Below are 26,263 nucleotides of genomic sequence, written 5' to 3'. Positions count from 1 at the left end.
GAAGACAATGAGCGAAGAGAAGCGAGCCGCCGCAGAGTGCCGCGATGAAGTCGCCGCGCCCACCGATCCGCCCACTTCGGGCGGACCACAGGCGAAGCAACCGGCCGTGAGGCCATTCGACACGATCGTCTTTTGCGGCGATGCGGAGCAGGTCCGATCCGGCTTCGCGCTCGCCCTTGGCGCACTGGAGGTCCGAGACGATCTGCTGCTGATCGACTGGACGAACAACTGACCAGTTCGGGGATCAGGACAGCCGATGAACTGCACCGTCTTGACGTTTCCGTGGCGACCTTCTGCATGGGCGAGGCTCGCCCTGGCATCCATGCCGGCTCTGTTAGTGGGAGGGAATACCGTGGCCCAGACCTTGAATTTCGACAACGTGCCCGCCGGAATGCCGCCCGAAGGCTGGACTTTGACGATGACGGGAAAGGGGAAACCGAAATGGACTGTCGAGGCCGAGCCCTCGGCGCCAAGCAAGCCGAACGTTCTCAAGCAATCCGGACAGGCGACTTTTCCGGTGGCCATCAAAAGCGATACCGCCATTCGCGATGGCTTCGTCGAGGTGAAATTCAAGGCCGTCGCCGGCTCCGAGGATCGCGCCGCGGGAATCATCTGGCGCGCCAAGGATGCCGACAATTACTACGTCGTCCGGGCCAACGCGCTGGAGGATAACGTTGTGCTCTACAAGACGATCAACGGCATTCGAACGTCGTTGGACATCGTCGGTCGCAAAGGCGGCTATGGCGTCAGCAGGCCGGTGCCGTCCGGGCAATGGCACGCGCTGCGTTGCGATTTCGCGGGAAGCCGGTTCAAGGTGACCTATGACGGACAGCCGTTATTCGAGGTGGAGGACGCCACCATCATGAATGCCGGCATGATCGGCCTGTGGACCAAGGCGGATAGCGTGACCCTGTTCGATGATCTGGCATATGGTGAGACGAAATAGACGTCTGTCCAGCTTTGCCGGAGTTAGCCATGAACGTTCGATGCCTGCCTACGGCTGCGGCGGAAAGCGGTCGAATGTCGGCAGTTCGTGCGCATGCTCCATCCAGCGCAGGCGCTCGGCGACCTGCATGTGCATCGTCGGCGGGACGGCATCGGGATCGTCGTAGGTCGCGCTCTGGACGTCGATGACGCCGGGCTGCATGCTGGTGACGTAGAACAGACCGGTTCCGCAGTCGCCGCAGAAGTGCCGCCGGCCATGTTCCGACGAGCGATACACCTTGGGCTCACCCTTGGTCAGCTTGACGGCATCCTCCGCGTACATCGTCCAGCCGACCACCGGCGCGCCGGCGTGAAGTCTGCAATCGCGGCAGTGGCACAGCGCGTGCATGATCACGTCGCCCTCAATTTCATAACGGATTGCACCGCAGTGACAACCGCCGGTGATGGCGCTCATGCGTTCCTCCCGATTGAAGGTGGTCTTGCAGACCGATAACGCCGTGGATTTGTGGCTTCAACGTCGCAAATCGATTTGCGACTGCGTCCTGCTGTCGCCTGACAGCTCCTGCCATTGCGGCCGCGGTTAGATTGCTTTGATGCAGGCCAGGCGAGGTTCGGGCCCAATCTCGGTATGAGGATGTCATTGAAACATCATACTGCGTCGGTTATTCTGGCACGGCATATCTTGGCGGAATAAGGCGGCACTTGGTGGCCGTGGTTGAGTGCAGAGGCATCGCTGTGCGTAAGGCCGTCTTACGGATTCTTTCCGTTGTGTCGTCGTCGGCTTTTTTGACGATCCCGGCTGAAGCGCACGACCCTCTCACCGAACTGTCGCCTGTAACGGTCGCTGCCGAGAAGCAGCCGCGCAAGCGCATTGAACGATCCAAGCCGCATGTAACGCGAGGCGCAAGCCGTGCGAATCCCGCCTCGGACCGGTCATCCCTCAGCGGCAGCGGTTCGGCGACAGACGCAGCCGCCGAAAGGGCCGCAGCCATGCAGCCGACGGCCGCCAGCGCCGTCACGTTCACCGGCCAACAAGTGAACGCAATACCTTTTTCCCGTCCGGGAGAGGCGCTCGAGATCGTTCCGGGTTTGATTGTCACTCAGCATTCGGGTGAAGGGAAAGCCAATCAGTACTTTCTGCGCGGCTTCAATCTCGATCATGGCACGGATCTCGCAATCTCCGTTGACGGCATGCCGGTCAACATGCCGACGCATGGCCATGGTCAGGGATATGCAGATATCAATTTTCTCATTCCCGAATTGATCCGTTCGGTGAATGTCCGGAAAGGACCCTATTTCGCCGATGTCGGCGACTTCGGTTCGGCCGGCGCGGTCGACATCGACTACGTCAAGCGCCTTCCGAAGAATCTCGCGGAGGTGACTTACGGCAGCTTTGGCTATGCCCGTAGTCTCGCTGCGGGATCTTATGATGTGGGTGCTGGTACATTGCTCGCGGCCTTCGACGCGACCAAGTACAACGGTCCCTGGGACGTCGGCGACGACGTGCGCAAATTGAACGGCGTCCTGCGCTATAGCCAAGGTACCGTCACCGACGGCTTCTCGCTCACCGCAATGGCCTACTCGAACGGCTGGAATTCGACCGATCAGGTGGCGCAACGCGCGATTGACCAGGGTATCATCAGTCGGTGGGGGACACTTGATCCAACGGACGGCGGCACCTCGAGCCGTTTCAGCGTATCCGGCAAATGGTCGCAGTCCAGCGTGTACGGTCAAACCGACGTCAGTGCCTATGTCATTCGATCCGACCTGCGGCTCTTCAACGACTTCACGTACTATCTGGACGACCCCGTCAATGGCGATCAGTTCAGCCAACTCGATGGTCGGACGCTTGGCGGGATCGATGCGCGTCACACATTCGACTGGCGCTTCGCCGGGCTGGAAACTCAGACGCGCGTAGGCGTGCAAACGCGCTATGACGACATTCATGTCGGCCTGTTCAAGACCGCTCAGCGCAACTTGCTGTCCACGGTGCGAGAGGATCGTGTTCAAGAAGGTAACGTCGGCATCTGGACGGATAGCACGACGCGCTGGACTGGCTGGTTGCGAACCACGGTCGGGCTGCGCGAGGACTTTTTTGCCGGCCACGTCTTCAGCGACACGCCGGAGAATTCAGGCAATGCACAGGCCTCGATGATGAGCCCGAAGGCGGGGATTGTTCTCGGTCCGTGGTTCAAGACCGAATTCTACGGAAATGCCGGTTACGGCCTGCATAGCAACGACATTCGTGGCGCCACGATCACGGTCGATCCCAACGACAAGGTAACCCCGCTTGACCGGGTGCCTCTGCTCGTGCGCTCGCGCGGCGCCGAACTTGGTATCCGGACGAAGGCAATCCCCGATCTCACCAGTTCGCTCGCCGTTTTTGTTCTCGATTTCGACTCTGAACTGCTGTTTGTCGGTGATGCCGGCACGACGGAGCCGAGCCGGCCGAGCCGACGCGTCGGCGCGGAATGGACCAATCATTACAAGCCTCTCCCCTGGCTCGGTTTCGATCTCGACGTTGCATACACCAAGGCGCGATTTACCGACTATGATGTGGTGGGCGACCACATCCCGGGCGCTCCAGCCTGGGTTGCCAGCGGCGCCGTCACTTTCGGCACGGAGACGGGCTGGTTCGGCACTTTGAAGGCCCGCTATTTCGGCCCGCGCCCGCTCGTCGAGGACGACAGCGTGCGCTCTCTCTCGTCGTTCATTGTGAATGCGCGTGTCGGGTACAATTTTGACAACGGGCTTAGACTTCAACTCGACGTGCTCAACCTCTTCGACACGCGAACAAACCAGATCGAGTATTATTATCTGTCGCGTTTGCCGGGCGAGCCGATCGAAGGCGTTGCCGACCGGCACGTTCACTCGGCCGAGCCGCTCGCCGTGCGCCTCACTGCGGCGGCCAAATTCTAGGACGTGATCTCATCAATCTGCCACGCTGACAAAGCGCCAATGTCCGGTGTGCCCCGATAGCCGACGTATTGCTGCAGAGCAGGGTAATGGCGCGATGGGCCATAAACTGCCATTGAAGATGAAGGCACGATTCTATCCTGACCTGCTTTCTTCCCGATGTCGCAAAGTCTATCTTGGTTGAAAGGACACGAGAGGCAGCGAAATGCTACCGGCTCCAATCACTTATTGCTTCTCCCGTTGTCGCGGGCTCTGCCCTCACACTTGGGTCGTCGCGACTTTCGCAATCATGATGGCCTCCGCTCCACTGCAGGCTTCAACAGCACCAAAAATGTCAGCGTGCGGATACCTCGCTGATCTAATTGATAAGGCACCGCCATCAGGGCCGTTGTTCCTGCCCAGCTATCCGACCGTCGAATCGGGGCCTCTGCATGGCGCCGCCTACCTCTATGACAATGCGGTAGCCGCCATCGCATTGGTCGGTTGCGGTGAGCAAGACAAAGCGCATCGGATTGGCTCGGCGATTCTCTGGGCCATCGACAACGACCGCACCTGGCATGATGGACGGCTCAGGAACGCCTACGCCGCGGGTGTGGTGGCGAATGGCCCCGTTAAACTTCCAGGGTGGTGGGACAATACTCAGAACAAATGGTTAGAGGATCGATATCAGGTGGGCAGCGATGTTGGTAACATGGCATGGGCCATGTTGGCGTTGCTGTCGATTGATGATGTGAACACCGGCTCTCGGTTCCGCGATGGCGCAGCACGGCTTGGCGCCTGGGTCGCGCAATGGGCCGATAAGCGCGGCACTGGCGGTTTCACGGGTGGTACGTTTGGGCACGAACCGACGCCGGAAGTGCGGACGTGGAAATCGACTGAACATAATACTGACCTCGCCGCCGCGTTTGGCCTTCTTGCGATCCGTACAGGCGATTCGCGTTGGCGTGATAAGGCAACGGCTGCTGAGCACTTCGTAAATACGATGTGGGATCCGGTATGCGCCTGTTTCGCCGCAGGGACCGCTGAAGACGGCGTCACGCACAATCCGATTTTGGCTCTGGATGCTCAGATCTGGCCTTTAACAGCGCTTCACGGAGCGGCCGGGAAATTTGCATCAGCAATGACGACCGCCGAACAGCGAATGAGTGTCGGCGGGGGCTTTTCTTACGGTGAAGACCGGGACGGTGTGTGGACCGAAGGGACGGGCCAAATGGCTCTCTTGATGAAATTGCTCGGCCGGACTGAGAGGGCAGATTCGTTGATCGCTGTAATCGAATCCCAGAGGTCGCCCGACGGTGGGTTCTATGCCACAACTGTCCGCGAGTTACCGACCGGGTTCGTGTTGGACACCGATCCGACCAAGCCGCGACTCTATTTCCGATTGTCACATCTTGGCGCAGCTTCGTGGGCTGCCCTCGCGGAACGTGGGTTCAATCCCTTTACGGTGACAAAAGGACTTCCGTAGTTGAGCCGCGATGCTTCTCGTCTCGGCCTCTCTTTTGGTCTTTTTTGATTTCGATATGTCTGCGAAGGGTCAAAAGCTGCCTTTGCCAGCTTGCACGGCCCTGTTCGGGTCACCTCCGGGAAGCAGACTCTCAGCGCTCTCAGCGGCCAAATTCTAGGCCGTGAACTCATCAATCTGCCACGCCGACAAAGCGCCAAAGTCCGGTGTGCCCCGATAGCCGACGTATTGTTGCAGAGCAACGAAATGGCGCGATGGGTCAGCAGCGGACCTTGGGCCACTCTTTGCTCAATCAGGACCTTGAATAGTCATTGGCCAACAGCGAACACAACTCTATGGAGCCCGCAGCCACGACGTAAACGGGCATGAATTGATGGAGCGGAGGGGCCTGAAGCCCAACGTACAGACAAGCGAAAGCGATTGCTGATCCTATTGCCGCCATCAAGGGGGCCCTCACCACAATAGGCGCGACTCGCGCCAGCCCTGCATCGACTATTAGAGATAGCCAAGAAACCAAGGTCGCGCCGTAAGCAGGGTCGCGGAGTGCGGCGCCCATCCCATCCCGAACAATTGCCCAAAGAAGTGAGCCCATCACGCCCAAGATCGGGCCGAAGACGATATAGACCCACCCTCGCTTCATTTCAGACCCGAATCATTAATGAGCCCCGAATAGCATCTCATCGGGAGTGTCGAAGCGCGTTTACAACTTTCAGTTAACGCGGTATTGTTGGCTGAAGAGTGTTACTGGGGCATGGGCTGACATTGTGACCTTGAAGTCCCCTTTGGGTCACAAGCGGCTGTCCCGGCACAGTCCGACCTGGGTCCGCTCACGGCCCGAGAAGCCGGCAACACGGCGATTGACAGATGATAGCCAAGGGCCATGAGCGCGAACGCGCGTACCGGCCGTTTAGCTGGCATTGGTGCTTGGTGTTGCAAGCTGGCACGCGTCCGACTGTGTGGGGCTGCTGTGAAGCGCACAAAACAGACGTTGGCTTTAGTTGGCTCGACGCTGTCGATGACCGTCGTTGCGGGCGCAACTTACTTTCTGTTTTGGCATAAGAGCCTGACGGCAATTCTTTCCTTTGTGGCTATCGTCCCGGTCTTCCTAATTCTCGCGCTCGGCCTCCTGAAACTAGCGCGTGCTAGGTGAGCACAGCGCCGCATGTCGGCTTTGGGTTAACCCCTGGCGTGGCAATACCGCGTGGCCTCGGAGAGCTGACCTCGGCCTTTCGATGTCGAGCGGCAGCTACGGGTCAAGACCCGACATCAGCTAAGGCCGACACCTTGTCCGCTGCGGTCCAAGAACTGCTCGTTCCAGCTGGTCAATATTAATTGAGTTCGCTGTTAGTCGACCTTGGCTCCTTCGACGTCTAGCTCAAACGGCAGACCCTGACGCTGTCCGGAGCTGTTGCACAAGCTCTCTCCTCCAACCTTCATCGACGCTGCATCGAGGCAGCCAATACTTCGCTCCGCACACAAATCACTTTGACGCGCTCGTCGGGCATGAGGTCCCGACCAATGGAGGTTCCAGCCAGGTAGGCCTGTCCATGTAGGAAGCATGTTGCCGGACTTCCGAACTCAGCCGGGACCCGAAAGACAGCTGTCGCATTGTGCCGTGTGCACTCTCGAAGATCGGGTGCGGCAGCAGCCGAGCAGATAAGAACCAGCGCCGTCAGCATCCCGGAAACTCCGATCTACCTGGCTGAAAGACCAACCGTCTTTGACATCGCCGCAGTTTCCTCCGCCACCCGTTGCCGCGGCGTCAAAACCGCCACTTGGTGAGGAGAGGCGGGCATGCCGTCCCAGGTAAGAGTAGGATTGGGAGCCTGCTCTTCGACGTTCGCTGATCCGAGCACCGCCACCTGATGCCGGGAAACCGGAAAGCCGAGCAATTCAAACGTTGGCAGCTCTCCAGCTGCCGCATTTGCTCCCTGTAAGGAAACGGCAAGTGCTGCACTCAATAACAACCTGTACATGGCATTCTCCCTAAGAAAACAGAGATACTCGCGCCACGACTTTCAGATTGACCTTATTTCAGTGCGCCGACGCTCCATGTGCGCCGCAGGCCCAGCATCGGGCACACCGTCACTCAGCGAAAGAGCGAACTCCCCCCGAGGTCCTGGGAAATTTGCCTGACGTCGAACCAAGCAGTACCGGGCGGCCGCTGTATGTTGTAGTCTGAAGAGAGCATCCGCGGGGCGATGGCCATGCATCTTCGGCGCCGGCCGGTGTTTGATCTCAAATGGTCGCTATTGAAGCAGGTAGCAGCCGTCGCGCTACTCTGTTTTCTTGGTGGAGCGGCGATCTCCGTGCACCAGGCAGCAGAGGAGACGTTGAAGGCCAACCGGACCGTAGGGGTTGTTGTTGGCAGGTTTCTGGAAATGCGGCTTCTGTCCCGCGAACCGCAGTCTGTCTCCAGACAGGGGGTTGATCTGCAAATTGATCTGCAAAGGCGCTTTCTTCAGATGGACGGCTTTCTCGACCAGCTGATGAGCCCGGGTCAGTGCATGCAGCTCAATGAAGCCGGGAAGGATGCCATCTCGCGCTGTCTGGGTTTCCACGTTCAGGCGGGCGAGGCACCAGCATGGTTTTCGGCCTTCTATCAGCGGGCGTTTGGTAGTCGGATGACTTACGAGCGTCCCGTCACGCGTCAAGGTGCCGTAACTGGTACGCTCGTCGTCAGCTCGAACCCATCAGCCGTGACGGCGCGCGCCTGGTCTGAAATCTCGCGGATGCTCGGCCTCTCCGCCGCGACCATCGGTGCTCTTGGTATCCTCGTGTATTTTGTCGTCGAGCGCGCGCTGCGGCCGACGAGAGACGTCGTCAGCGGCCTCAACCGGTTGGCTGCAGGCGATCTGAAGTGCCGTCTCCCGCCGTTCCGGCTTGCCGAGTTGCAAAGAATAAGCAAGGTCTTCAACGATCTGGCGAACACCCTGGAAGTCGCGACCTCCGAGCGCGCCGACCTTGCGCGGCGTCTGGTGGAAGCCCGGGAGCAGGAAAGGCGTCACCTCGCGCGCGTGCTTCATGACGAGCTGGCCCAGAGCCTCAGTGCCATGAGTGCGACAGCTGCTTCGATCAAGGTCACCGCCTCGACTGATTGTCCCTCTCTTGTTCCCGAAGCTCAGGTCCTGACGGAAACTGCGGGCCGTATCATGAAGGCGCTACGCAGCACCGTGCAGGAGTTGAGAGTACAGGAGATCGACGATATCGGGCTGCTCACGAGCCTTGAGGGATTAATCGCCGATCATAATCTCCGCGGTTCCGGGAAGACCCAATTCCTGCTGGAGGCGCACGGCGACGTGAACGCGCTCCCCCTGGCGGTTACTTGTCACATCTTTCATATCGTTCAGGAAGGTCTGACAAACGCTGCCAAGCATGCGCAGGCGGCCATCGTGCGTGCCGTGGTGCGTATCGACCCTGCGCCACAGTCTGGCGCCGGCTTGGTGGAGGCGACCGTTGAGGACGATGGTGCGGGATTGGCGCGCGAGATCAGGGGAGAGGTTGGTTTTGGCCTCGGACTGATCGGGATTCGCGAGAGAACGCTCGCGCTGGGTGGGGAGATGAGCGTTGTGCCGAGGCCAGAAAAAGGCCTCATCCTCAGCGTCAGAATTCCCGTGACGAGTACCACCGGTCCAGCGCCATGAGGCCGCGAAATATCAGCGTCATGCTTGTCGATGACCACGCGGTTGTGCGTGAGGGATACCATCGGCTTCTTGAAAAACATGAAGGCATTACTGTCGTCGCCGAGGCAGCCGATGCGGCCGGCGCCTATCAAGCCTACAAGAGCAACAATCCCGATGTTGTGGTGATGGATGTTTCATTGCCGGGTCGCGGCGGCATAGATGCCATTCGACAGATACGTCAGTGGGATCCAAACGCGCGCCTGCTGGTTTTCACCATGCACTTGAGCGCGACATTCGCTCTGCAGGCCTTCCGGGCGGGTGCAAAGGGCTTCGTCACCAAAAGTAGCCCGCCCGAATTGCTCGTTAGTGCGGTGTGCGACGTGGCTGCCGGCCGTGTTGCAATTTGCCCCGAGGTCAGTGAGGCGATCGCAAGGAGCCGACTACAGGAAGATGCAAGTGTCATTGACACTCTTTCCCCTCGCGAATTCGAGGTACTGCGAATGTTGCTCGATGGCCGGACGGCCGAAGAGATAGCCGCCGCATTCAATCTCAGCCCGAAGACGGTCTCGAACTATCACTACGCCATCAAATCGAAGCTTGGCGTTTCATCCGACGTTGAGCTCGTGCTTTTTGGCCTGCGAAGCGGCCTGGTAACGCTAGTGGAGGAGCGAAAGCACTAAACAAGTTCCGATCTGCCTACCGGCTGGCGGGTCAAAAGCTGACATCACGGCGGGCACGGCGAAGGTCCGCTATGGGGCCACAGGCGGAAAAGGCAAGTTGGCCGCATCTCATCGCGCTTTAGGGCCACGCCCTTTTTTCGCTTCTTCTTCCGATAGCAACGTCTTTGCGCCGACATGAAAAAACCCGCGCTGGATTGCTCCGCGCGGGTGTTGCGATTTTTCCGATGTTGACATTCTGCCAGTGTTTTGCCCGACGCGTCAAACCTATTCGAAGCGGTCGATGAGATCGCAAGAACGACGGTTTCTCTCATCGTGTTGGCAGCGGCGTTTAACTTAATGATTTCAATGCCCCTGCTACTGTGCATGGGGTTGTTTTCGCAGTTCTTGTGTTGCGGCTCGCCGAAGCGGCGCGCATCAGCGCCGGCCGCGCGGCGCCTCGGCCTTGGCGGGCGGCTCGGTCTGCGGCGCGCAGGTCGCAGCGGAAAGCGTTGCCTGCGCCTGCTGCATCAGGCCGGGCTCGGGGGCGAGGGCCTTCATCACGATCAGGCCGGTGGTGCTGGGGGAATCGATGATCAGCCGGTCGGCCGCGGTGATCTCTTCGTCCTCGGGCAGCTCGTTGTGCTGCGCTTCCGTCATCAGGTCGAGCTCGATCACCTTGCGGCCCGCGGAGCGGTCGTTGATGGCGTAATAGGCGATCTCGTTGCGGGTGTAGAACGACACCGAGGTATAGGCCTGGCTGACGGGCACGGTCAGCTTCAGCGGCCCGCCCGTGAGGTCGTAGCGGCAGATCGCGAGCGCAAAGGCCGGGTCCATGAACGGCATCGGCGAGGTGTTGGGATCGGCGAGGGGAAGCTGGGTGACGCCGTTCAGCTTGGTCATCGGCGTCAGCCGCGAATAGGCGTCCTGGGTCGCGATCCGCGGCAGCGCCAGCACGCTGACGAGATGGACCACGAGGCCCAGAACGATGCCGGCAACGATGGTGAACAGCAGCCGGATCATGAGCAGCCCACCGTCGTGATGCTGGGCATCGGCGCATCGCGCTGGGTGCGGGTCGCGACTCCGACCGGGGTGTCGTAGAGGCGCAGCATCAGCGCGTAGCGCTCGATGCCGCCGGTCGGCAGCCAGTTGCCGGCGCGCGAGCGCGAGGCGATGCGGATCTCGAACGAGCCGTCGGATTGCCGCACGATCTCCTGGCTGGTGAAGCCGTAGCGCTGCAGCGAATTGGCGACGAGGTGGCCCTTGCGGTCGTAGAGCGTCAGCGTCCAAAACCGCGCCGGCGGCGTCACGCCGGAGACGATCACGTCGCAGCGGCCGTCGAGCGCCTTCTTCTTGTCGTCGGCGGTTGCGGTGAAGGCGACGCCGTCGCCGGTGCCGATCGGCAGCTCGCCGTTGCGCACGATGGTGGCGCGCGAATAGGGATCGACATCGGCGGTGCCGGTGCGCGGGCGCGCGGTCCAGGCGCCGATGGTCAGCGCGCCGATCTCGGTGCCGCGCGTCGTCGTCATCCAGGTCGCGCCGACGCCGACCACGGTCGCGAGCAGGAGGGCCGTCAATGTGATCAGGATCAGCCGCACGGGTTTCGATCAGTTCTTGCGCGGGGCGGATGCGTTGACGTTCTCTTCCGCATAGTTCTGCGGGAAGGCGAGCGCGCTGGTCGACGAGGCCGGCTTCGCCGGCCCGCTGTCGTCGGCCGCGGATTTGTTCGCGGTCTTGGCGGCGTCATCGAGCAGCTTCTCGACGCGCACCAGGATGTCGGCGCCGCGCTTGGTCAGCACCGGCGGCGGACCGGGCTTGGTCTCCAGCACCTTCGGCGCCGCATTGGCCTGGGCGGCCATCGGCTGCGGCGGCAGCTTCTGGCCCATGCCGATGCCGGGGATTTCCCGGACCTCGACGCCCTGATGCGCGGCGAGCATGATGTCGTGCCAGGTCTGCGCCGGCAGCGAGCCGCCGGTCATGCGGTTGGTCGGCGAGTAGTCGTCGTTGCCGTACCAGACCGCGCAGGTGAAGTTGCCGGTGTAGCCGACGAACCAGGCGTCGCGATACGCATTGGTCGTGCCGGTCTTGCCCGCGGTCGGAATGCCGTCGAGGGCGGCGCGGCGCGCGGTGCCCTCGCTGACGACGTGGCTCATCATGCCGGCCATGTCGGCGGCAACGGAGGCCGGGATCGCCTGGCGCGGCTTCGGCCCGTCACGGTCCCAGCGCCAGACGAGATCGCCCGCACCGGTGCGCACCTCCAGCACGGAATGCGGCGTCACCGCCTTGCCGCGGTTCGGGAAGGTCGCATAGGCGACCGCGTGCTCGAGCACGGTGACTTCGTCCGAGCCGATCGGCAGCGACGGCGTGTCGGGCAGCGGCGCCTTGAGGCCGAAGCGGCGCGCGACCTCGACGATCTTGGCGCGGCCGATCTTGGCCGGGTTCGGCGCCTTCGGCTGCTCCTTCTGTCCGATCGCGATCGACAGCTTGACGGGGACGACGTTGATCGAGCGCGTGATCGCCTGGGTCAGCGTCACCGAGCCGGAATAGGAATGGCCATAGTTCTGCGGGCACCAATTGCCGATGCAGACCGGGCCGTCGACCACGATCGAGTTCGGCGTGAAGCCGTTGAGCAGTGCGGTGGTGTAGACGTAAGGCTTGAACGAGGAGCCGGGCTGGCGATAGGCGTCGGTGGCGCGATTGAACTGGCTGGAACCATAGTCGCGGCCGCCGACCATGGCGCGGATGCCGCCGTCGAGGTCGGCCACCACGGTCGCCGCCTGCGTCGCGTGATAGTCGCGGCCGAACTGGCGCAGCTGGTTCTCGACCGCGTCTTCGGCGGCCTTCTGCACGTTGGTGTCGATCGCAAGGCGCACCACGAAGACGCGCTCGGTGTAGGACTTCGGGAAGGTGTCGACCAGCTTGCGCATCTCGTCGAAGGCGTAGTCGAGATAGTAGTTCGGCGAAGCCTCGTCGCGGCGGTCGACCGCGAAGGCCGGGTTGCGGCGGGCGCCGAACACCTGGCCCTCGGTCATGAAGCCGGCATCGACGAGGTTGTCGAGCACGACGTTGGCACGGGCGCGCGCGGCGGGCAGGTTGATGTGGGGCGCGTATTTGGTGGGCGCCTTGAACAGGCCGGCGAGCATCGCGGCTTCCGCCAGCGTCACGTCGCGCGCCGACTTGTTGAAGTAGAAATGCGCCGCGCCGTCGACGCCGAAGGTGCCGCCGCCCATATAGGCGCGGTCGAGGTACAGCTTGAGGATCTCGTTCTTGGTCAGGCGCCATTCCAGCCAGATCGCGAGGAAGGCCTCGTTGACCTTGCGCTCGATGGTGCGCTCGTTGCTCAGGAACAGGTTCTTGGCAAGCTGCTGGGTGATCGAGGAGCCGCCCTGGCGGACGCCGCCGGCCTGGGCGTTGGTGACGAGCGCGCGCGCGGTGCCGGCGATGTCGATGCCGAAATGCTCGTAGAAGCGGCGGTCCTCGGTCGCCAGCGTCGCCTTGATCAGCACGTCCGGAAAGTCTTCCAGCGGGATGGAGTCGTTGTGCTTGATGCCGCGGCTGCCGATCGGATTGCCGTAGCGGTCGAGGAAGCTCACCGCGAGGTCGGACTTCTTCAGCCAGTCCTCGTCCGCGGTCTCGCGGAAGGCGGGGATGGCGAGCGTGAGCATCACGACCAGGCCGCCGAGCCCGAGGGTCGCGGCCTCCGACAGCGGCTCGATGAACACCCAGCGCTTCCACCGGCCGACGTAGAACCGGTCCATGAAGGTCGAGTAGCGCTCATAGAGCTCGCGGATGCCCTTGGCCGAGGAGAACAGCGAGGAGTCGATGCGCGCGTCGAGGTCCAGAAAGAAGTTCCGGATGCGGCTCTTCCAATCGGATGGTGTGTTCTGGACCACCTAGAACCCTCAAGGCTCGGTTCGACAGCGTTCAAGCACCCGGCCGGGGCGGCATCGGGACGTCTTGAGGGAATGTTGCGGCAAACCCAAGGCGCCCGTTCGCGTCCGAGGGGACTTGCTGTTGTTCTAGCCGAGCGGGGCCTATAAACCAATGGTCACGCTCGCGATTTTGAACAATAGGCCTAATTGACCCCGGTTCATTGCGGGCACTACGGGGCGTTGCTTGCAGCAGCACGGCCGCACGCCCTAGATGACATCAGCCGTAGCTCTTTCGAATCCAGTTGAGGCGCATGACCGCAGCTCCCAAACGACCTTCAGGCCAGGAGGGATTCTTCTGGAAAACCAAGACTTTGGAAGAGATGTCGGGGCCCGAATGGGAGAGCCTGTGCGACGGCTGCGGGCGCTGCTGCCTGAACAAGCTCGAGGACGAGGATACCGGCCAGATCTATTTCACCCATGTCGGCTGCAAGCTGCTCGATGGGGCGAGCTGCGCCTGCAAAGACTACCCGAATCGGTCCGACAAGGTTCCGGACTGCGTCCGCCTGACCCCGGCCAATGTCCGCACCCTGAACTGGCTGCCGCCGAGCTGCGGCTACAAGCTCGTCGCCGAGGGGCGCGACCTCTATTGGTGGCATCCGCTGGTCTCCGGCGATCCCAACACCGTGCATGAGGCCGGCGTCTCCGTGCGCGGCCGGGTCGAGGCCAGCGAGGAGGAGATCCCGGACGAGGAGCTCGAGGACCACATCGTGCGATGGCCCGAGATGCTGCCGAAACGGGCACGCCTGAAGCGACGTCCGAAGGACTGATCCGCCGTCCGCGCTCGCGCGCCGATCACGTCTTCGGGATGGCCTTGGCGCGGGATGCACCCATGCGCCGCGACGGCTGCCTGAGAAGATCTTTGCTGCCTACATTGCCCGCATAGAACGAATCCTTTGCGGCGTTGCGCCGCGACACGGCGTCCGATCGAGATGAACAAGTTCGACCGGCAGAGCAGTTCTGCCGACATCCAGCCTTTGCCCGACGACATCGCCGAGGAGCTGTCCCGGCTTCCGAGCGAGGTCTTGAGCGTCGATGACGCGCCGTCCATCGCGCCGCCGGCGCCGCTGTCACAGGACGAAGTCCGCACCATCGTGATCAGCCTGATGCTGACGATGTTCCTGGCCGCCCTCGACCAGACCATCGTGGCGACCGCGCTGCCGACCATCGGACGCCAGTTCCAGGACGTCTCCAATCTGTCCTGGGTCATCACCGCCTATCTGCTCGCCTCGACCGCCGTCGCGCCGGTGTTCGGCACGCTCAGCGACATCTACGGCCGCAAGGCCATGATCATCACCTCGCTCAGCCTGTTCGTCGCAGGCTCCGTGCTGTGCGCGATCGCGCCGAGCATGCCGATGCTGATTCTCGCGCGCGGCCTTCAGGGCCTCGGCGGCGGCGGCATCATGCCGGTGGTGCAGACGGTGATCTCGGACGTCGTGAGCCCACGCGAGCGCGGCCAGTACCAGGCCTATTTCTCGAGCGTCTGGATGGTCGGTGGCATCCTCGGTCCGGTCATTGGCGGCGTGTTCGCCGAGCATCTGCACTGGTCGATGATCTTCTGGATCAATCTGCCGCTCGCGGCCGCCGCGATCGCGCTGCTGCTGCCGAAGATGAAGAAGATCCCGGTGTTTCACCACAAGCGCAAGGTCGACTGGCTCGGCGGCGTGCTGCTGATGGCCTCCGCCGTCGTCTTCATGCTGGTGCTGACCTGGGGCGGCACGCGCTATCCGTGGCTCTCGCCGACCGTGCTTGCGATGGTGGGCGGAGCGGTCGCGCTCGCCGTCACCTTCGTCTGGCACGCGCGGCGGGCGGACGAGCCGTTCCTGCCGCTGCCGTTGCTCGGCGGACGCGTCGCACCGTTCGGGCTGACGGCCGGCGGTTGCGCGCTCGGCGCGATCACCGGCCTCACGGTCCAGCTCCCGCTCTACTATGAGTCCGTCTATCACCTCAGTGCCAGCGAGGCGGGGCTTGCCCTGATCCCGCTCGCGGCGGTCTCGACCTGCGGTGCGGCCATCGCCGGGCGCACGATGGCGCGGGCCAAGCACTACAAGCGCGTCGCCATCATCGGGACGTCTTGGGCCGCGCTCTGCGGCCTCGGTCTCACCTTCACGACGCTGCCGCTCTGGGGCCTGCTGACGCTGATGGCCGCGTTTGCGCTCGGGCTCGGCACCACCTTCCCGGTGTGCGTGGTCTCGCTCCAGAATTCGGTCGCCCGTCCGCAAGTCGGCACCATCACCGGCGCGTTGAACTTCTTCCGTTCGCTGATGTCCTCGTTCACGGTCGCGGCATTCGCGGCGATCCTGCTGATCGCGCTCGGGGCCGACATCCCGCTCGGCGAGCATCATGCCGTCGTCAATGCGATTCCCGCCGACGACATGCGGCATGCGTTCCGCTACGTCTTCGGCGCGGCCACCGCGCTGATGACCGCCGCCGCGCTCTGCCTGATCGCGATGGAGGAGCGGCCTCTGGCCGGCCCCTCCGTCACCCCGCAGGTGGAGATGGCGGAGTAGCGGCTAGCCGCCGCGATCGGCGTAGGCGTCTTCGCCGGCACTGCCCGTGGCGGCCTGCCGCGCTCTTGTCGCAAGATGGCTCCTGAGCCGTGCCAGCGCTTCGGCGGGCCAATCATGGACATCCGTGACCGCGACCCAGGCATCGACGTAATGCTCGGGCGCGTAGACATGGCCAAAACCCATCGGCGTGTTGGTTGCGACCGCCATGTCGAGGGCGAGCTGCAGCATCGTCACGATTGGATACCATCGCAGCTCCGGTGAGACATCCGGCCCGCGCGGGCTCGTCATCCAGGCCGGTGCCTGATAGGCGTCGCGGTAGGCGAAGAACGTGATCGCGTCGCTGGCATATTGCAGGTAGACGACGCGCATCGGGCCCCAGGGCGTATCCGGCGGCACCGTCGCTCCGTTCTGGTTCATGAAGCGCACGAAGCGGCCGTCGCGAAACTCCGGGAGCCACGCCGGCGAACCCTGATTGCGGTTCGCTGTGACCGAGCGCCAGATCCGGCTCGCGAACGGCGCTCCGCTCCACAGCGCGCCGGCAATCGGATCGCCGATCGTCTCGAACAGCTCCGCGGATTGTTCCGAGTTCAGAGCGCCGAGGCTGAGCCCGTGCAGATAGAGCCTCGGCCGCCGGTCCTTCGGCAGTGTTGTCCAGTAGCCGTAGATCTCGGAGAACAGAGCGCGCGCCGCCTCCGCGCCGTATTCGGGCTGAAACAGCAGTGACAGCGGGCTGTTGAGATAGGAATACTGCACCGCGACGCTGGCCACATTGCCATGATGCAGATATTCGACCGCATCCATCGCCGACGGATCGATCCAGCCGGTCCCGGTCGGCGTGATGACGACGAGAATGGCGCGGTCGAAACCGTGCTGCCGCTTGAGCTCGTCGAGCGCAAGCCTGGCGCGCGCTTGCGCCGTGTCGGCGCCGCCGAGGCCGACATAAACGCGCACAGGCTCCTGCGCTGCCTGTTCCGTGACGGCGCTGATCTCGGCAGCGCGCGGACCCGAGGCGATGAATCGTCGCCCCATGCGTCCGAGCTCCTTCCACTTCACCAGCGATGCCGCGCTTCCTGTTCGACCGGGATCGGTCGGCTGCGGCCGCTCCGGCTCGAACAAGGCGTCGAATTCGCGGAAGGATGAATCGAGCGCGTTGAACGCCGTGCGGATCAGGAAATTGTTGGCGATCGACCAGAACAGCAGGCCTGCAATCACGACGCCGATGACGTTGGCGACTTTTCTCGGGATGAAGCGCATCGTGCGCACGGCGAGGAATCGCGAGATGACGATGAACAGCCGCGCCAGGGCCAGGAAAACGATGAAGGTGACCAGGGCGACGGCGCTCACCTTGAGCGGATGCGCGGTTTCGACCGGCGCGATCTCCATCACGCTGCGGATCGAGTTTTGCCATTCGGCAGCCCGCCACAGGCAAATGATGACCACGATCAGGCAGCCGGCCGCGATCAATGCGTTGGCGATCGACCTCAGGCGCGCCGAGGGCTCGGGCAGCTCGAGATAGTGCCACAGCCAGCGCCAGAGGTTTCCGGCGAGGTAGCCGATCGCAAAGCAGGCACCGGCGAGGGCGCCTTGGGTGAGATAGCTCCGCGGCACCAGCGTCGGCGTCAGCGCGGCAGCGAAGAACAGGGCACCCAGCATCAGGCCGACGCCGGACAGCGAGAGCAATTGTCGCCGAATAAGCCTCGCTGGATTCATCAAAGCACCTTCCGAACGCCGCTACCCGCTGCCCTTGTCCGGGATGCTGCTTGTCCGTGGCAGCAGGATCGTGAATTCGGTGAACGCGCCGGGCCTCGTCTCGACGTCGATCGTGCCGCCGTGCTGCTTCACCACGATGTCGTGGCTCATCGACAGCCCGAGGCCGGTGCCTTCGCCGGCCGGCTTGGTAGTGAAGAACGGATTGAAGATCTTCTCCTTCACCGCGTCGGGAATGCCGGTGCCGTTGTCGCGGATGCGGATCTCGATGTGGTCGCCGCGGTCGCGCGTTGCGGCAACCACGACCGGCTTGAAACCGGCGGCGCCATTGTCCGCCTTGCGCTTGGCCGCCGCGTAGAAGCCGTTCGAGATCAGGTTCAGCAGCACCCGCGTGATCTCCTGCGGAAACACATCGGCCATGCCGGCCGCCGGATCGAGGTCGCGTTCGAGGGTGACGTCGAATTGCGGCTTCTCGGCACGCGCGCCGTGATAGGCGAGGTTGAGGCTCTCCTCGACCAGCGCGTTGATGTCGCTCAGCCGGTGCTCGCCGCCGCCTTCGCGCGAATGCAGCAGCATGTTCTTGACGATGGAATCGGCGCGCCGTCCGTGCTGCACGACCTTTTGCAGATTGTCCTTCAAAAGCGCGGTCAGCTCGTCGACCTCGCTGCGGACATCGTCGGCGAGTGGGACGGGCGCAAGCGCCTCGTTCAGCTCGTCGGTCAGCTCGGCGGAGAGCGAGGCGAAATTGTTGACGAAGTTGAGCGGGTTCTTGATCTCGTGGGCGATGCCGGCGGTGAGCTGGCCGAGCGATGCAAGCTTCTCGGTCTGGATCAACCGGTCTTGCGCTGCGCGCAGATCGTCGAGCGATCTGGCGAGCTCCCGCGTGCGGTCCTGCACCTCGTTGAACAGGCGTGCGTTCTCGATGGCGATCACGGCCTGGTCGGCAAAGGTCTTGAGCAGGTTGACCGCCTTGTCCGGAAAATGACCGGCCTCCGGTCGCGTGACGGCGATGGTGCCGATTGCAATGCCGTCGCGCAGCATCGGCACGACGAGGATGCTGCGATAGCCTCTGGTCCGCGCCAGCTCCCGCATTGCCGCCGTGAGGTCGGGCTCGTTCTGCATGTCGGTGCGGAAGGCGACCTCTCCGCTTTGCGCCACCCGGCTGTGGATGCCTGACGCCGACAGCGGTGCCGGGAAGGAGCCGCGCAAATCCGCATTGCCCGCTTCGTTATCGGTGGTGAAGGCGGCCAGGTGCAGCATGCCGTCGATGACGCGGGTGACGGTGGACGAGTGTCCGCCGATCAGCGCCTTGGCGCTGTCGGAGATGGCCTGGAACACGGGTGTGACGTCGGCAGGCGAGGCGGCGATCACCTTGAGGATGTCGGCGGTCGCGGTTTGCCGTTCCAGCGCTTCCTTCGTCGCGTTGAACAGGCTGACATTCTTGATCGCGATCACCGCCTGGTCGGCGAAGGTCTGCAACAGCCCGACATGGTGCTCGCCGAAGGTGCCGGTCGCGCGTCGCGTCGCGATGATGATGCCGATCGCCTCGCCCTCGCTCATCAAGGGCGCGAACAGCATGCTGCGATAGCCGCGTGCGCGCGCGATGTCGCGTGCGGCCGGCTCGAGCTCGGTGTCGGGCAGTTGCGCCGCCGCACCATTGGCCACGAGCCGATAGGGCGGAAACTGCGCAAACGGCACCGGGAAGGAGGACTGGAGCACGCGATCGCCGACGGGGTCGGTCGGCGTGAATGCCGCAAGGTGGGCGGCACCGTCGATATAGCGCAGCACGGCGGTGGAAAAGCCGCCGATCAGCCGGTTGGCATTGGCCGCGATGGCGTCGAACACCGGCTGCACGTCGGAGGGCGAGGCCGCCATCACCTTCAGGATGTCGGCCGTGGCGGTCTGGCGCTCGAGCGTTTCCTGCGTCTCGTTGAACAGCCGCGTATTCTCGATCGCGATCACGGCCTGGTCGGCAAGGGTCTGGAGCAATTGCACGTGATCGGGCGCGAATGCGCCCGGCTCGGCGCGCGTGACACTGATCATGCCAACCGGCGTGCCCCGGTTCATCAGCGGCATGAACAGCACGCTGCGGAAGCCGCGCAACCGCGCCAGCTCCCGATTCAGTGCCGGGACGTCGGCGGCCTCGCTGTCGGGGAACTGGATCGTCTCGCCGCCGCGCACGAGGGCAAAGGTTGGAAAGTCGGCGATCTTGCGCGGAAACGAGGCCTTGAGTCCTGCGTCCGCCTCCGGGCTGGTCGGCGTAAACGCCACGAGGTGCAGCTCGTCGCCGATGAATTGAAGCACGGTGGCGGAGAAGCCGCCGAGCAGGCGCTTTGAGCTGGAGGCGATCGCCGCGAAGACCGGCCGGGCATCGGAGGGGGAGGCGGCGATGGTGCGCAGGATCTCGGCGCTGGCGCTTTGGCGATCGCGCGCAATCGCAAGCTCGGAGCGCAGCCGTGCATTCTCGGCTGCGGCCGACCGCAACTGCCGTTTGAGCTCGTCGATCCCGGCGATATCGTTGGAGGGGGTGGTCATTCCTAATCCGGCTTGATGCCGCGACGTGCGCGGCACTAGCCGGATTATCACATCACCAGTGGCCGGAGCCAGCGCCCGCCGCCGTGCCGTCGAAACCGGCCCCGCTCACGTGCCCGGCCGCGACACCTCCGTCTCCTTGCTGGTGATGAACTCCAGCAGCACCGGTACGCCCTCCTGCGTCTTCTGGATGCCGCGCCGGATCGCCGGCACGATGTCTTCCGGCTTCAGCACCCGCTCGCCATAGCCACCGAAGGCGCGCGCCATGGCGGCGTAGTCGCCGGAGATGTCGGTGGAGCGATATTTCTCGGTCGAGACCGGCATCACCTTCAGCTCGATCGCCATCGAGAAATTGTTGAGCAGGATCGACATGATCGGGATGCGCTCGCGCACCGCGGTCTCGAAATCCATGCCCGTAAAACCAATGGCCGCATCGCCCCAGACGTTGATGCAGAGCTTGTCGGGTTTTGCGAGCTTGGCCCCCATCGCAAGCCCAAGGCCATAGCCGAGCTGCGTCGTCTTGCCCCAGCCGAGATAGGAAAGGGGCTCGACCGCCTTCCAGAACGGCGAGAGCTGGTCGCGCGGGCTGCCGGCATCATGCGTGATGATGGTGTTGTGGATGTCGACGGTGCGTTGCAGGTCCCACAGCACGCGATAGGGACTGAGCGGCGCGTCATTGCTGGTGAGCTTCGGCATCCATTTCGCCAGCCACTCCCTGTGCGAGGCCGCGATCTCGGCCGCGACCGCGGAAGCATCGCGATCCGCGGTGACCGTCTTGCCGATCTCCTCCAGCAGCGCATCGAGCACGAGCCCGGCGTCGCCGACGAGGCCGATCCTGGCCTCGACGTCCTTGTTGAGATGGTTCGGATCGAGCGTCGAATGGATGATGGTCTTGCCCTTCGGCATGGCGATGCCGAAGCTCGTCTCGGTGAAGGAGCAGCCGATGCCGAAGATGACGTCGGCCTCGGCCAGGAATTTCGGGACCGCGCGCGGCACCGCGAGGCCGCCGGAGCCGAGCGAGAGCGGGTGCGTCTCCGGAAATGCCGACTTGCCGCCGAGACTGGTGGTGACGGGAATGGCCAGCCGTTCCGCGAGCCGTTCCAGCAGTGCCCAGGCCTGGGCGTAATGCACGCCCTGGCCGGCATAGATCACCGGTCGCTTCGCGTTGACGAGCAGGCTGGCTGCTTCCTTCACATGCACGGGATCGGCGCCGTAGCGCGTGCGCAGCACCGGCGTGTAGTCGAGCGGCTCCGGCACCTCCTCGTTCCACATGTCGGCGGGAATCTCGACGATGACCGGACCGCCGCGGCCGTTCTTCAGCTTGGTGAAGGCGCGGCGGAAGATGTTGGCGACTTCCGCGGCGAGGATGATCGGCTCGGACGATTTCGCGAACGGCTTCATCGCCTCGCTGGAGTTGAAGTTCGGCTCGATGTGCGAAAGCCTGCGCTGGTAGCCCATCGGCAGCACCAGCACCGGGACGGATTCGCCGAAGCATTGCGCGACGCCGCCCATGGCATTCTCGGCGCCGGGCCCATGCTGCATACAGAACGCGCCGATCGTGCGCCCCGACGTCACGCGCGAGATCGCGTCCGCCATGTGGAGTCCGACGCGCTCCTGCCGCACCATCACGGGCCGGATCTCGGCCTTGGCGGCGTGCTCGATCAGGTGGTTGACGGGGTAGCCGCAGAGGATCTCGATGCCCTCGCGCCTCATGATTTCCGCGATCGCGGTGCCGAGCTTCATGGCGTCTCTCTCCCTGGCGAGGCCGGTTGGTCCCGGCTGATTGCAGGAGAGAGGATCAGGAATTGCGGGACGCGTAAAGCGCGGTCCGTCATGCCGGCAGGTAGGTCTGCCATGCAGGATGCAAGCGCAACGAGCTTGATTTGCCCACAATATGCGCAGTTCGGAATTGCTCTCGTGCGGATCGAAATGTCGCGCGACGAGAAGGCGCATCTCGCTGCTGTTATCGTGCGATTCTGAAAGTGAACGTCGATGCTGCCGGGTTTCAAATTGACAGGATCGAGGCTCCGCGGGCACGCTGAAACACAACAGCGCAAAGGGGCACATCGACATGATCGAGCTCACCGTCAATGGGGTCAAGCGTCAGGTAGACGTCGTTCCCGAGATGCCCTTGCTCTGGGTCCTGCGCGACGAACTCGGCATCACCAGTCCCAAATACGGCTGCGGGGTCGCGCAATGTGGCGCCTGCACTGTCCAGATCGACGGAATGGCGGTCCGGTCCTGCCAGGCGCATATCGGCGAGGTCGCGGGCAAGTCGGTCGTCACGCTTGAAGGGTTGGGCAACAAGGACCAGCACCCGGTGCTTCAGGCCTGGATCGAACACCAGGTCCCGCAATGCGGCTACTGCCAGACCGGGCAGATCATGCAGGCCATCTCGCTTCTCGACCTGATTTCGCAGCCAACGGACGAAGACATCAATGAGGTGATGTCCGGCAATCTCTGCCGCTGCGGAACCTATCCGCGCATACGCACCGCAATCCATGCGGCTGCCGCAAAGAAGCTGGCGGAGAAGTGAGATGGGCCACATCCAGAGTCTTTCCCGTCGCGCCTTCCTTTTCGGCTCCGCCGCTGTCGCCGGCGGTATCGCCTTCGGCTCCTACGGCCCTGCGGAAGCGGCCGCGAGCGCAGGTGACAATCCACTGCTCGCCGGCCTCGGGCCGAACTCCGTAGCCTTCAATCCCTGGGTCGAGATCAGCCCCGACAAGATCACGCTGATCGCGCAGCACGCCGACATCGGTCAGGGCGTCGGCTCGGTGCAGCCGATCATGATCGCCGAAGAGATGGACCTCGATCCCGGTCAGTTCGAGATCCGCTTCGCAGGGCCGAGCCCCGCTTACTTCAACACCGGTTTTGCCGACGAGTTCGCGCCGTTCGTGGCTGCGGACCAAAGTCCGGCTGCCGAGGAGGCGCGGGCCGCCGTGCTCGAATCTCTCAGGAAGTCCGGCCTGCAGATGACCGGCGGCTCGAGCACGATCCCGGACACCTACGAAAAGCTGCGCGTTGCCGGCGCGGTCGCGCGCGAAACGTTGAAGGCGGCCGCTGCCAAGCGTTCGGGTGTCGCTGTCGCCGACCTCCGCACCCAGTCCGGCCATGTGATCCTGCCCGACGGGAAGAAAATCGCCTATGTCGCGCTCGCGGCGGACGCTGCAAAGATTCCGCCGGTGCTCGATGCGAAGCCGCGCGACCCGTCGCAATGGCGCATGCTTGGCAAGCCGATGACGCGGCTCGACGTCCGCGCGAAGGTCATGGGCGAGTTGAAGTTCGGCATCGATATGAAGATGGACGGTATGCTCTACGCCTCCGTCAAGCTGAACCCCAACAAGGGTCAGCCGCTGAAATCCTACGACGCGAGCAAGGCGCGCGTGATGCCGGGGGTCAAGAAGATCCTCGAGATCAAGAATGGCGTCGCGGTGATCGCCACCAACAGCTGGTACGCGATCAAGGCGGCCGATGCCGTCACGTGCGAGTGGGCGCCCTCGGCCTATCCCGCCGAGCAGGCTGACCATTGGAAGGTTCTGGAATCCTCGTTCACGCCCGAATTCCTGGGCAAGGAGTGGCGAAAGATCGGTGATGTCGAAGCCGGGCTGAAGACCGGCACGCGCCTTGAGGCCGAGTATCGCGCGCCCTATGTGGCGCATCAGCCGCTCGAGCCGCTCAACGGGATCGGCCTCGTCACCGACAAGGGGATGGAGATCTGGGTGGGCCATCAGAGCCCCCAATTCGTGCAGGATGTCGCCGCGACGGCGATCGGCCTCAAGCCGGAACAGGTCACATTCCACAACCAGTGGACCGGTGGAAGTTTTGGCCACCGTCTCGAATACGAGAACGTCCGTGTCCTTGCCGAGATCGCAAACCAGATGCGCGGGACGCCGATCAAGCTCGTGTTCTCGCGCGAGGAGGACTTTCTCCAGGATATTCCGCGGCAGATTGCGATCGCCCGGCACAGAGGGAGCGTCGACAAAGGCAAGATCGTCGCAGCGGATCTGCAGCTGGCCTCGACAGCTCCGCTCAAGGGGCTGCTCGAGCGTTCGGGCATACCCTCGAAGGATCCCGATGGCCAATTGGCCGCCGGCCTGTGGAATGTCTACTACGACATCCCCAATTTCCGGGGCACGAGCTACGAGGCGCAGGGACTTTCGCCGTGCACCACGTGGCGGTCGGTCGGCGCCTCAACATCAGGCTTCTTCACCGAAAGCTTCATCGACGAGCTGATCCACGCGGCGGGTCTCGATCCCATGAAGGCGCGCATCGAGATGTGCACCGTGCCGACCTACCGCAAGGTGCTGGAGACGGTCGCGGAGATGTCGGACTGGAAGGGACCGCTCGGCAACGGCAGGGGTCGGGGCGTCGCTTTCGTGGAGGCCTTCGGCACGCCGACAGCGGAGGTCGTCGAAGTCACGAAGACGGACAGAGGCATCAGGATCGACAAGGTCTGGGTCGCGGTCGACGTCGGCAAGGTCGTCGATCCCGTCAATTTCGAGAACCAGGTGCAGGGCGGCGTCGTCTGGGGGCTCGGCCATGCCATCAATTGCGAGCTCACTTACGCCAAGGGCGCGGTGCAGCAGACCAACTACAACCACCACGAAGCGATGCGGATCTACCAATGTCCCGTCATCGAGGTGCGCGGGCTCGAGAACGATCCAAAGGTGAGAGGCGTCGGAGAGCCGCCTGTTCCTCCGGCCGCGCCCGCGCTGGCGAATGCGATCTTCGCGGCGACGGGACAGCGCATCCGCGAAATGCCCTTCAACAAGTTCATCGATTTCGTGTGAGGCGCGCCATGAAGAGATCTCTGATCGCGGTCGCCTTCGCGGCTTCGGCAATTGCAGCCTTCACCGGAATTGTGGCAGCCAAGGACGAGGCGGCCAAGGACGTGCTGCCGCCGGGCAGCGTCAGCCGCGCCGAGGGGCTGGAGGCCTGGAAGCGGATCGAAGCCGTGGTGACGCATCCGCGTTGTGCCAATTGCCACGTCGACGCCAAGGCGATCCCGATCTGGACGCCGGCCGGCGAAACCAGGCCCCGCGTGCACGGCATGAACATCCACGGCGGCGAGAGCCGCATCGGCGCGGAGACGATCCCGTGCTCGACCTGTCACATAACCTCCACCCAGGCCAACGAGCCGGCACCGGCGCCGCCGCGCGCCGGCATCGACTGGCAACTCGCTCCGGTGGCGTTCATCTGGTTCGGCAAGAGCGGCGCCGAAATCTGCGCGCAACTGAAGGATCCCAAGCGCAATGGCGGCCGCGACGCCGCCGGTCTCGTCGAGCACTTGCGGCACGATGCGTCGTTAAGCGGCTTCATTCCACGCGGGTGGGCGCCCGGAGCAGGCCGCACGACGCCGCCGGGCACCTTCGAGGATCATGTCAAGGACATGGCTTTGTGGGGCGCCGCCGGACAACCCTGTCCGAATTGACGCCTTCGGCAGATGGCGGCCTATTTGCAGTTCTTGCAGATCGTCAGCTTGCGCTTCAACGCCTCATCTTCCTGATCGATCGATGACTGTCCGGCGGGGCCATTTGTATCCGGATTGGACCTGGTGCTCTTTGCTGCACGGGACCTCAGGGGTGGGGCCACCTGATCTGAGGTGTCATGATCGTCGGCAGTGCCTACGCTGAAGCCATCGTAGTCCGTGGCCGGCGCTGAGGGAAGCCCGCCAATCACGGGTGGCGAAGCCTCTCGACTGGGTGCCGCCGGCGGAGTTCGGGAATTCTTGGCGCTCGCGCGTGGCGGTGATGCCTGGGGCGGAGCCAGCGAGACCGGCGGCGCGACCGAAGTCTGGCCTCTCGCGCTGTCGTGCGACCATGCGCCGACAAACATGAGGCTGAAAGCCAAGAGCGTCACGCTTCTCATCCGCATCCTCTCGGCAGCTTTGGTTCAACGATCGACAGCATGGCCCGCCGAGCCACGACGCGGTGCAGAGTATCAGGACTCACATGGCCGTCAAAGTGTCCCGGCCGGGTAGAAT

The 26,263-nt window shown here is 63.4% G+C and carries 20 protein-coding genes; 11 read left to right on the top strand and 9 right to left on the bottom strand.

The window, feature by feature from the left end:
• The first annotated feature begins 7 nt into the window (after window positions 1–7).
• Together GPL20_RS07250 and GPL20_RS07245 are read left to right on the top strand one after the other, a co-directional pair.
• Window positions 8–232 (top strand): hypothetical protein, encoded by a 225-nt coding sequence (locus GPL20_RS07250; RefSeq protein WP_157328922.1) that lies wholly within the window; start codon window positions 8–10, stop codon window positions 230–232.
• 24 nt (window positions 233–256) lie between these two features.
• Window positions 257–946: a hypothetical protein gene (locus tag GPL20_RS07245; protein ID WP_157328921.1), complete on the top strand. Its 690-nt coding sequence runs from the start codon at window positions 257–259 to the stop codon at window positions 944–946.
• A 48-nt stretch (window positions 947–994) separates the two neighbouring features.
• Here GPL20_RS07245 and GPL20_RS07240 read toward each other — a convergent pair whose 3' ends face one another.
• On the bottom strand, window positions 995–1,399 hold the full coding sequence (locus tag GPL20_RS07240) for a GFA family protein (RefSeq protein ID WP_157328920.1): 405 nt from the start codon (window positions 1,397–1,399) through the stop codon (window positions 995–997).
• Window positions 1,400–1,680: 281 nt separating this feature from the next.
• On the opposite strand from GPL20_RS07240, the gene GPL20_RS07235 reads away from it, so the two are divergent.
• Together GPL20_RS07235 and GPL20_RS07230 are read left to right on the top strand one after the other, a co-directional pair.
• A complete protein-coding gene (locus tag GPL20_RS07235) occupies window positions 1,681–3,864 on the top strand; it encodes a TonB-dependent receptor (protein WP_254125507.1) in 2,184 nt (727 codons plus the stop codon).
• A gap of 286 nt (window positions 3,865–4,150) precedes the next feature.
• On the top strand, window positions 4,151–5,326 hold the full coding sequence (locus GPL20_RS07230; protein ID WP_246250149.1) for a hypothetical protein: 1,176 nt from the start codon (window positions 4,151–4,153) through the stop codon (window positions 5,324–5,326).
• 1,691 nt (window positions 5,327–7,017) lie between these two features.
• Here GPL20_RS07230 and GPL20_RS07225 read toward each other — a convergent pair.
• Entirely contained in the window at window positions 7,018–7,299 is a 282-nt protein-coding gene (locus GPL20_RS07225; RefSeq protein ID WP_157328919.1) for a hypothetical protein, read from the bottom strand.
• 225 nt (window positions 7,300–7,524) lie between these two features.
• Between GPL20_RS07225 and GPL20_RS07220 the strand changes: the two genes are divergently transcribed.
• Window positions 7,525–8,967 carry a histidine kinase gene (locus tag GPL20_RS07220; RefSeq protein WP_157328918.1) on the top strand — a complete coding sequence of 481 codons (1,443 nt, stop codon included), beginning with the start codon at window positions 7,525–7,527 and terminating at the stop codon, window positions 8,965–8,967.
• Window positions 8,964–9,626: a response regulator gene (locus tag GPL20_RS07215; RefSeq protein ID WP_157328917.1), complete on the top strand. Its 663-nt coding sequence runs from the start codon at window positions 8,964–8,966 to the stop codon at window positions 9,624–9,626. Before GPL20_RS07220 ends, GPL20_RS07215 begins: the two co-directional genes overlap by 4 nt.
• Before the next feature lie 414 nt (window positions 9,627–10,040).
• Here the strand turns inward: GPL20_RS07215 and GPL20_RS07210 are convergent, their stop codons facing one another.
• The 3 genes from GPL20_RS07210 to GPL20_RS07200 are packed head-to-tail and all read right to left on the bottom strand — an operon-like array spanning window position 10,041 to window position 13,495.
• Window positions 10,041–10,625: a DUF1254 domain-containing protein gene (locus GPL20_RS07210; protein WP_157328916.1), complete on the bottom strand. Its 585-nt coding sequence runs from the start codon at window positions 10,623–10,625 to the stop codon at window positions 10,041–10,043.
• Complete coding sequence (locus tag GPL20_RS07205; RefSeq protein WP_212429761.1) at window positions 10,622–11,200, bottom strand: DUF1214 domain-containing protein; 579 nt, start codon at window positions 11,198–11,200, stop codon at window positions 10,622–10,624. The genes GPL20_RS07210 and GPL20_RS07205 overlap by 4 nt, the downstream gene beginning before the upstream one ends.
• A gap of 9 nt (window positions 11,201–11,209) precedes the next feature.
• Window positions 11,210–13,495 carry a transglycosylase domain-containing protein gene (locus tag GPL20_RS07200; RefSeq protein WP_347340022.1) on the bottom strand — a complete coding sequence of 762 codons (2,286 nt, stop codon included), beginning with the start codon at window positions 13,493–13,495 and terminating at the stop codon, window positions 11,210–11,212.
• A gap of 290 nt (window positions 13,496–13,785) precedes the next feature.
• Here GPL20_RS07200 and GPL20_RS07195 point away from each other — a divergent pair, with 290 nt between their 5' ends.
• Both GPL20_RS07195 and GPL20_RS07190 read left to right on the top strand, forming a co-directional pair.
• The gene (locus tag GPL20_RS07195) at window positions 13,786–14,301 is read left to right on the top strand and encodes a YcgN family cysteine cluster protein (protein ID WP_157328915.1); all 516 of its coding nucleotides are present in this window, start codon (window positions 13,786–13,788) and stop codon (window positions 14,299–14,301) included.
• Window positions 14,302–14,463: 162 nt separating this feature from the next.
• Window positions 14,464–16,041 (top strand): MDR family MFS transporter, encoded by a 1,578-nt coding sequence (locus tag GPL20_RS07190; RefSeq protein ID WP_157328914.1) that lies wholly within the window; start codon window positions 14,464–14,466, stop codon window positions 16,039–16,041.
• 3 nt (window positions 16,042–16,044) lie between these two features.
• Here the strand turns inward: GPL20_RS07190 and GPL20_RS07185 are convergent, their stop codons facing one another.
• The 3 genes from GPL20_RS07185 to GPL20_RS07175 all read right to left on the bottom strand — a co-directional run bounded on the left by GPL20_RS07185 (window position 16,045) and on the right by GPL20_RS07175 (window position 22,233).
• Window positions 16,045–17,751: an alpha/beta hydrolase gene (locus GPL20_RS07185; RefSeq protein WP_167532932.1), complete on the bottom strand. Its 1,707-nt coding sequence runs from the start codon at window positions 17,749–17,751 to the stop codon at window positions 16,045–16,047.
• 21 nt (window positions 17,752–17,772) lie between these two features.
• Window positions 17,773–20,283, bottom strand: a complete 2,511-nt coding sequence (locus GPL20_RS07180; protein WP_157328913.1) for a GAF domain-containing sensor histidine kinase — start codon at window positions 20,281–20,283, stop codon at window positions 17,773–17,775.
• A 105-nt stretch (window positions 20,284–20,388) separates the two neighbouring features.
• On the bottom strand, window positions 20,389–22,233 hold the full coding sequence (locus tag GPL20_RS07175) for a thiamine pyrophosphate-requiring protein (protein ID WP_256557422.1): 1,845 nt from the start codon (window positions 22,231–22,233) through the stop codon (window positions 20,389–20,391).
• Between the two features lie 118 nt (window positions 22,234–22,351).
• Here GPL20_RS07175 and GPL20_RS07170 point away from each other — a divergent pair, with 118 nt between their 5' ends.
• From GPL20_RS07170 to GPL20_RS07160, 3 genes are read left to right on the top strand one after another with little or no spacing between them, the layout of a single operon-like run.
• Window positions 22,352–22,816, top strand: coding sequence for a (2Fe-2S)-binding protein (locus GPL20_RS07170; protein WP_157328911.1), 465 nt, complete (start codon window positions 22,352–22,354; stop codon window positions 22,814–22,816).
• Window position 22,817: 1 nt separating this feature from the next.
• Window positions 22,818–25,070 carry a xanthine dehydrogenase family protein molybdopterin-binding subunit gene (locus GPL20_RS07165; protein ID WP_157328910.1) on the top strand — a complete coding sequence of 751 codons (2,253 nt, stop codon included), beginning with the start codon at window positions 22,818–22,820 and terminating at the stop codon, window positions 25,068–25,070.
• A gap of 8 nt (window positions 25,071–25,078) precedes the next feature.
• The gene (locus GPL20_RS07160; protein ID WP_157328909.1) at window positions 25,079–25,711 is read left to right on the top strand and encodes a hypothetical protein; all 633 of its coding nucleotides are present in this window, start codon (window positions 25,079–25,081) and stop codon (window positions 25,709–25,711) included.
• A 20-nt stretch (window positions 25,712–25,731) separates the two neighbouring features.
• Here GPL20_RS07160 and GPL20_RS39315 read toward each other — a convergent pair whose 3' ends face one another.
• Window positions 25,732–26,148, bottom strand: coding sequence for a hypothetical protein (locus GPL20_RS39315; RefSeq protein ID WP_246250147.1), 417 nt, complete (start codon window positions 26,146–26,148; stop codon window positions 25,732–25,734).
• Window positions 26,149–26,263: the final 115 nt, after the last annotated feature.

Source organism: Bradyrhizobium cajani, from assembly GCF_009759665.1.
Taxonomy (GTDB): Bacteria; Pseudomonadota; Alphaproteobacteria; order Rhizobiales; family Xanthobacteraceae; genus Bradyrhizobium; species Bradyrhizobium cajani.
This window is presented reverse-complemented; position numbering and strand designations above follow the sequence as displayed.

Coding starts and splice junctions, on each gene's coding strand:
- GPL20_RS07250 (WP_157328922.1), top strand. CDS start 8: ATGAGCGAAGAGAAGCGAGCCGCCGCAGAGTGCCGCGATGAAGTCGCC.
- GPL20_RS07245 (WP_157328921.1), top strand. CDS start 257: ATGAACTGCACCGTCTTGACGTTTCCGTGGCGACCTTCTGCATGGGCG.
- GPL20_RS07240 (WP_157328920.1), bottom strand. CDS start 1,399: ATGAGCGCCATCACCGGCGGTTGTCACTGCGGTGCAATCCGTTATGAA.
- GPL20_RS07230 (WP_246250149.1), top strand. CDS start 4,151: ATGATGGCCTCCGCTCCACTGCAGGCTTCAACAGCACCAAAAATGTCA.
- GPL20_RS07225 (WP_157328919.1), bottom strand. CDS start 7,299: ATGTACAGGTTGTTATTGAGTGCAGCACTTGCCGTTTCCTTACAGGGA.
- GPL20_RS07220 (WP_157328918.1), top strand. CDS start 7,525: ATGGCCATGCATCTTCGGCGCCGGCCGGTGTTTGATCTCAAATGGTCG.
- GPL20_RS07215 (WP_157328917.1), top strand. CDS start 8,964: ATGAGGCCGCGAAATATCAGCGTCATGCTTGTCGATGACCACGCGGTT.
- GPL20_RS07210 (WP_157328916.1), bottom strand. CDS start 10,625: ATGATCCGGCTGCTGTTCACCATCGTTGCCGGCATCGTTCTGGGCCTC.
- GPL20_RS07195 (WP_157328915.1), top strand. CDS start 13,786: ATGACCGCAGCTCCCAAACGACCTTCAGGCCAGGAGGGATTCTTCTGG.
- GPL20_RS07190 (WP_157328914.1), top strand. CDS start 14,464: ATGAACAAGTTCGACCGGCAGAGCAGTTCTGCCGACATCCAGCCTTTG.
- GPL20_RS07185 (WP_167532932.1), bottom strand. CDS start 17,751: ATGAATCCAGCGAGGCTTATTCGGCGACAATTGCTCTCGCTGTCCGGC.
- GPL20_RS07180 (WP_157328913.1), bottom strand. CDS start 20,283: ATGACCACCCCCTCCAACGATATCGCCGGGATCGACGAGCTCAAACGG.
- GPL20_RS07175 (WP_256557422.1), bottom strand. CDS start 22,233: ATGCGCCTTCTCGTCGCGCGACATTTCGATCCGCACGAGAGCAATTCC.
- GPL20_RS07170 (WP_157328911.1), top strand. CDS start 22,352: ATGATCGAGCTCACCGTCAATGGGGTCAAGCGTCAGGTAGACGTCGTT.
- GPL20_RS07165 (WP_157328910.1), top strand. CDS start 22,818: ATGGGCCACATCCAGAGTCTTTCCCGTCGCGCCTTCCTTTTCGGCTCC.
- GPL20_RS07160 (WP_157328909.1), top strand. CDS start 25,079: ATGAAGAGATCTCTGATCGCGGTCGCCTTCGCGGCTTCGGCAATTGCA.
- GPL20_RS39315 (WP_246250147.1), bottom strand. CDS start 26,148: ATGAGAAGCGTGACGCTCTTGGCTTTCAGCCTCATGTTTGTCGGCGCA.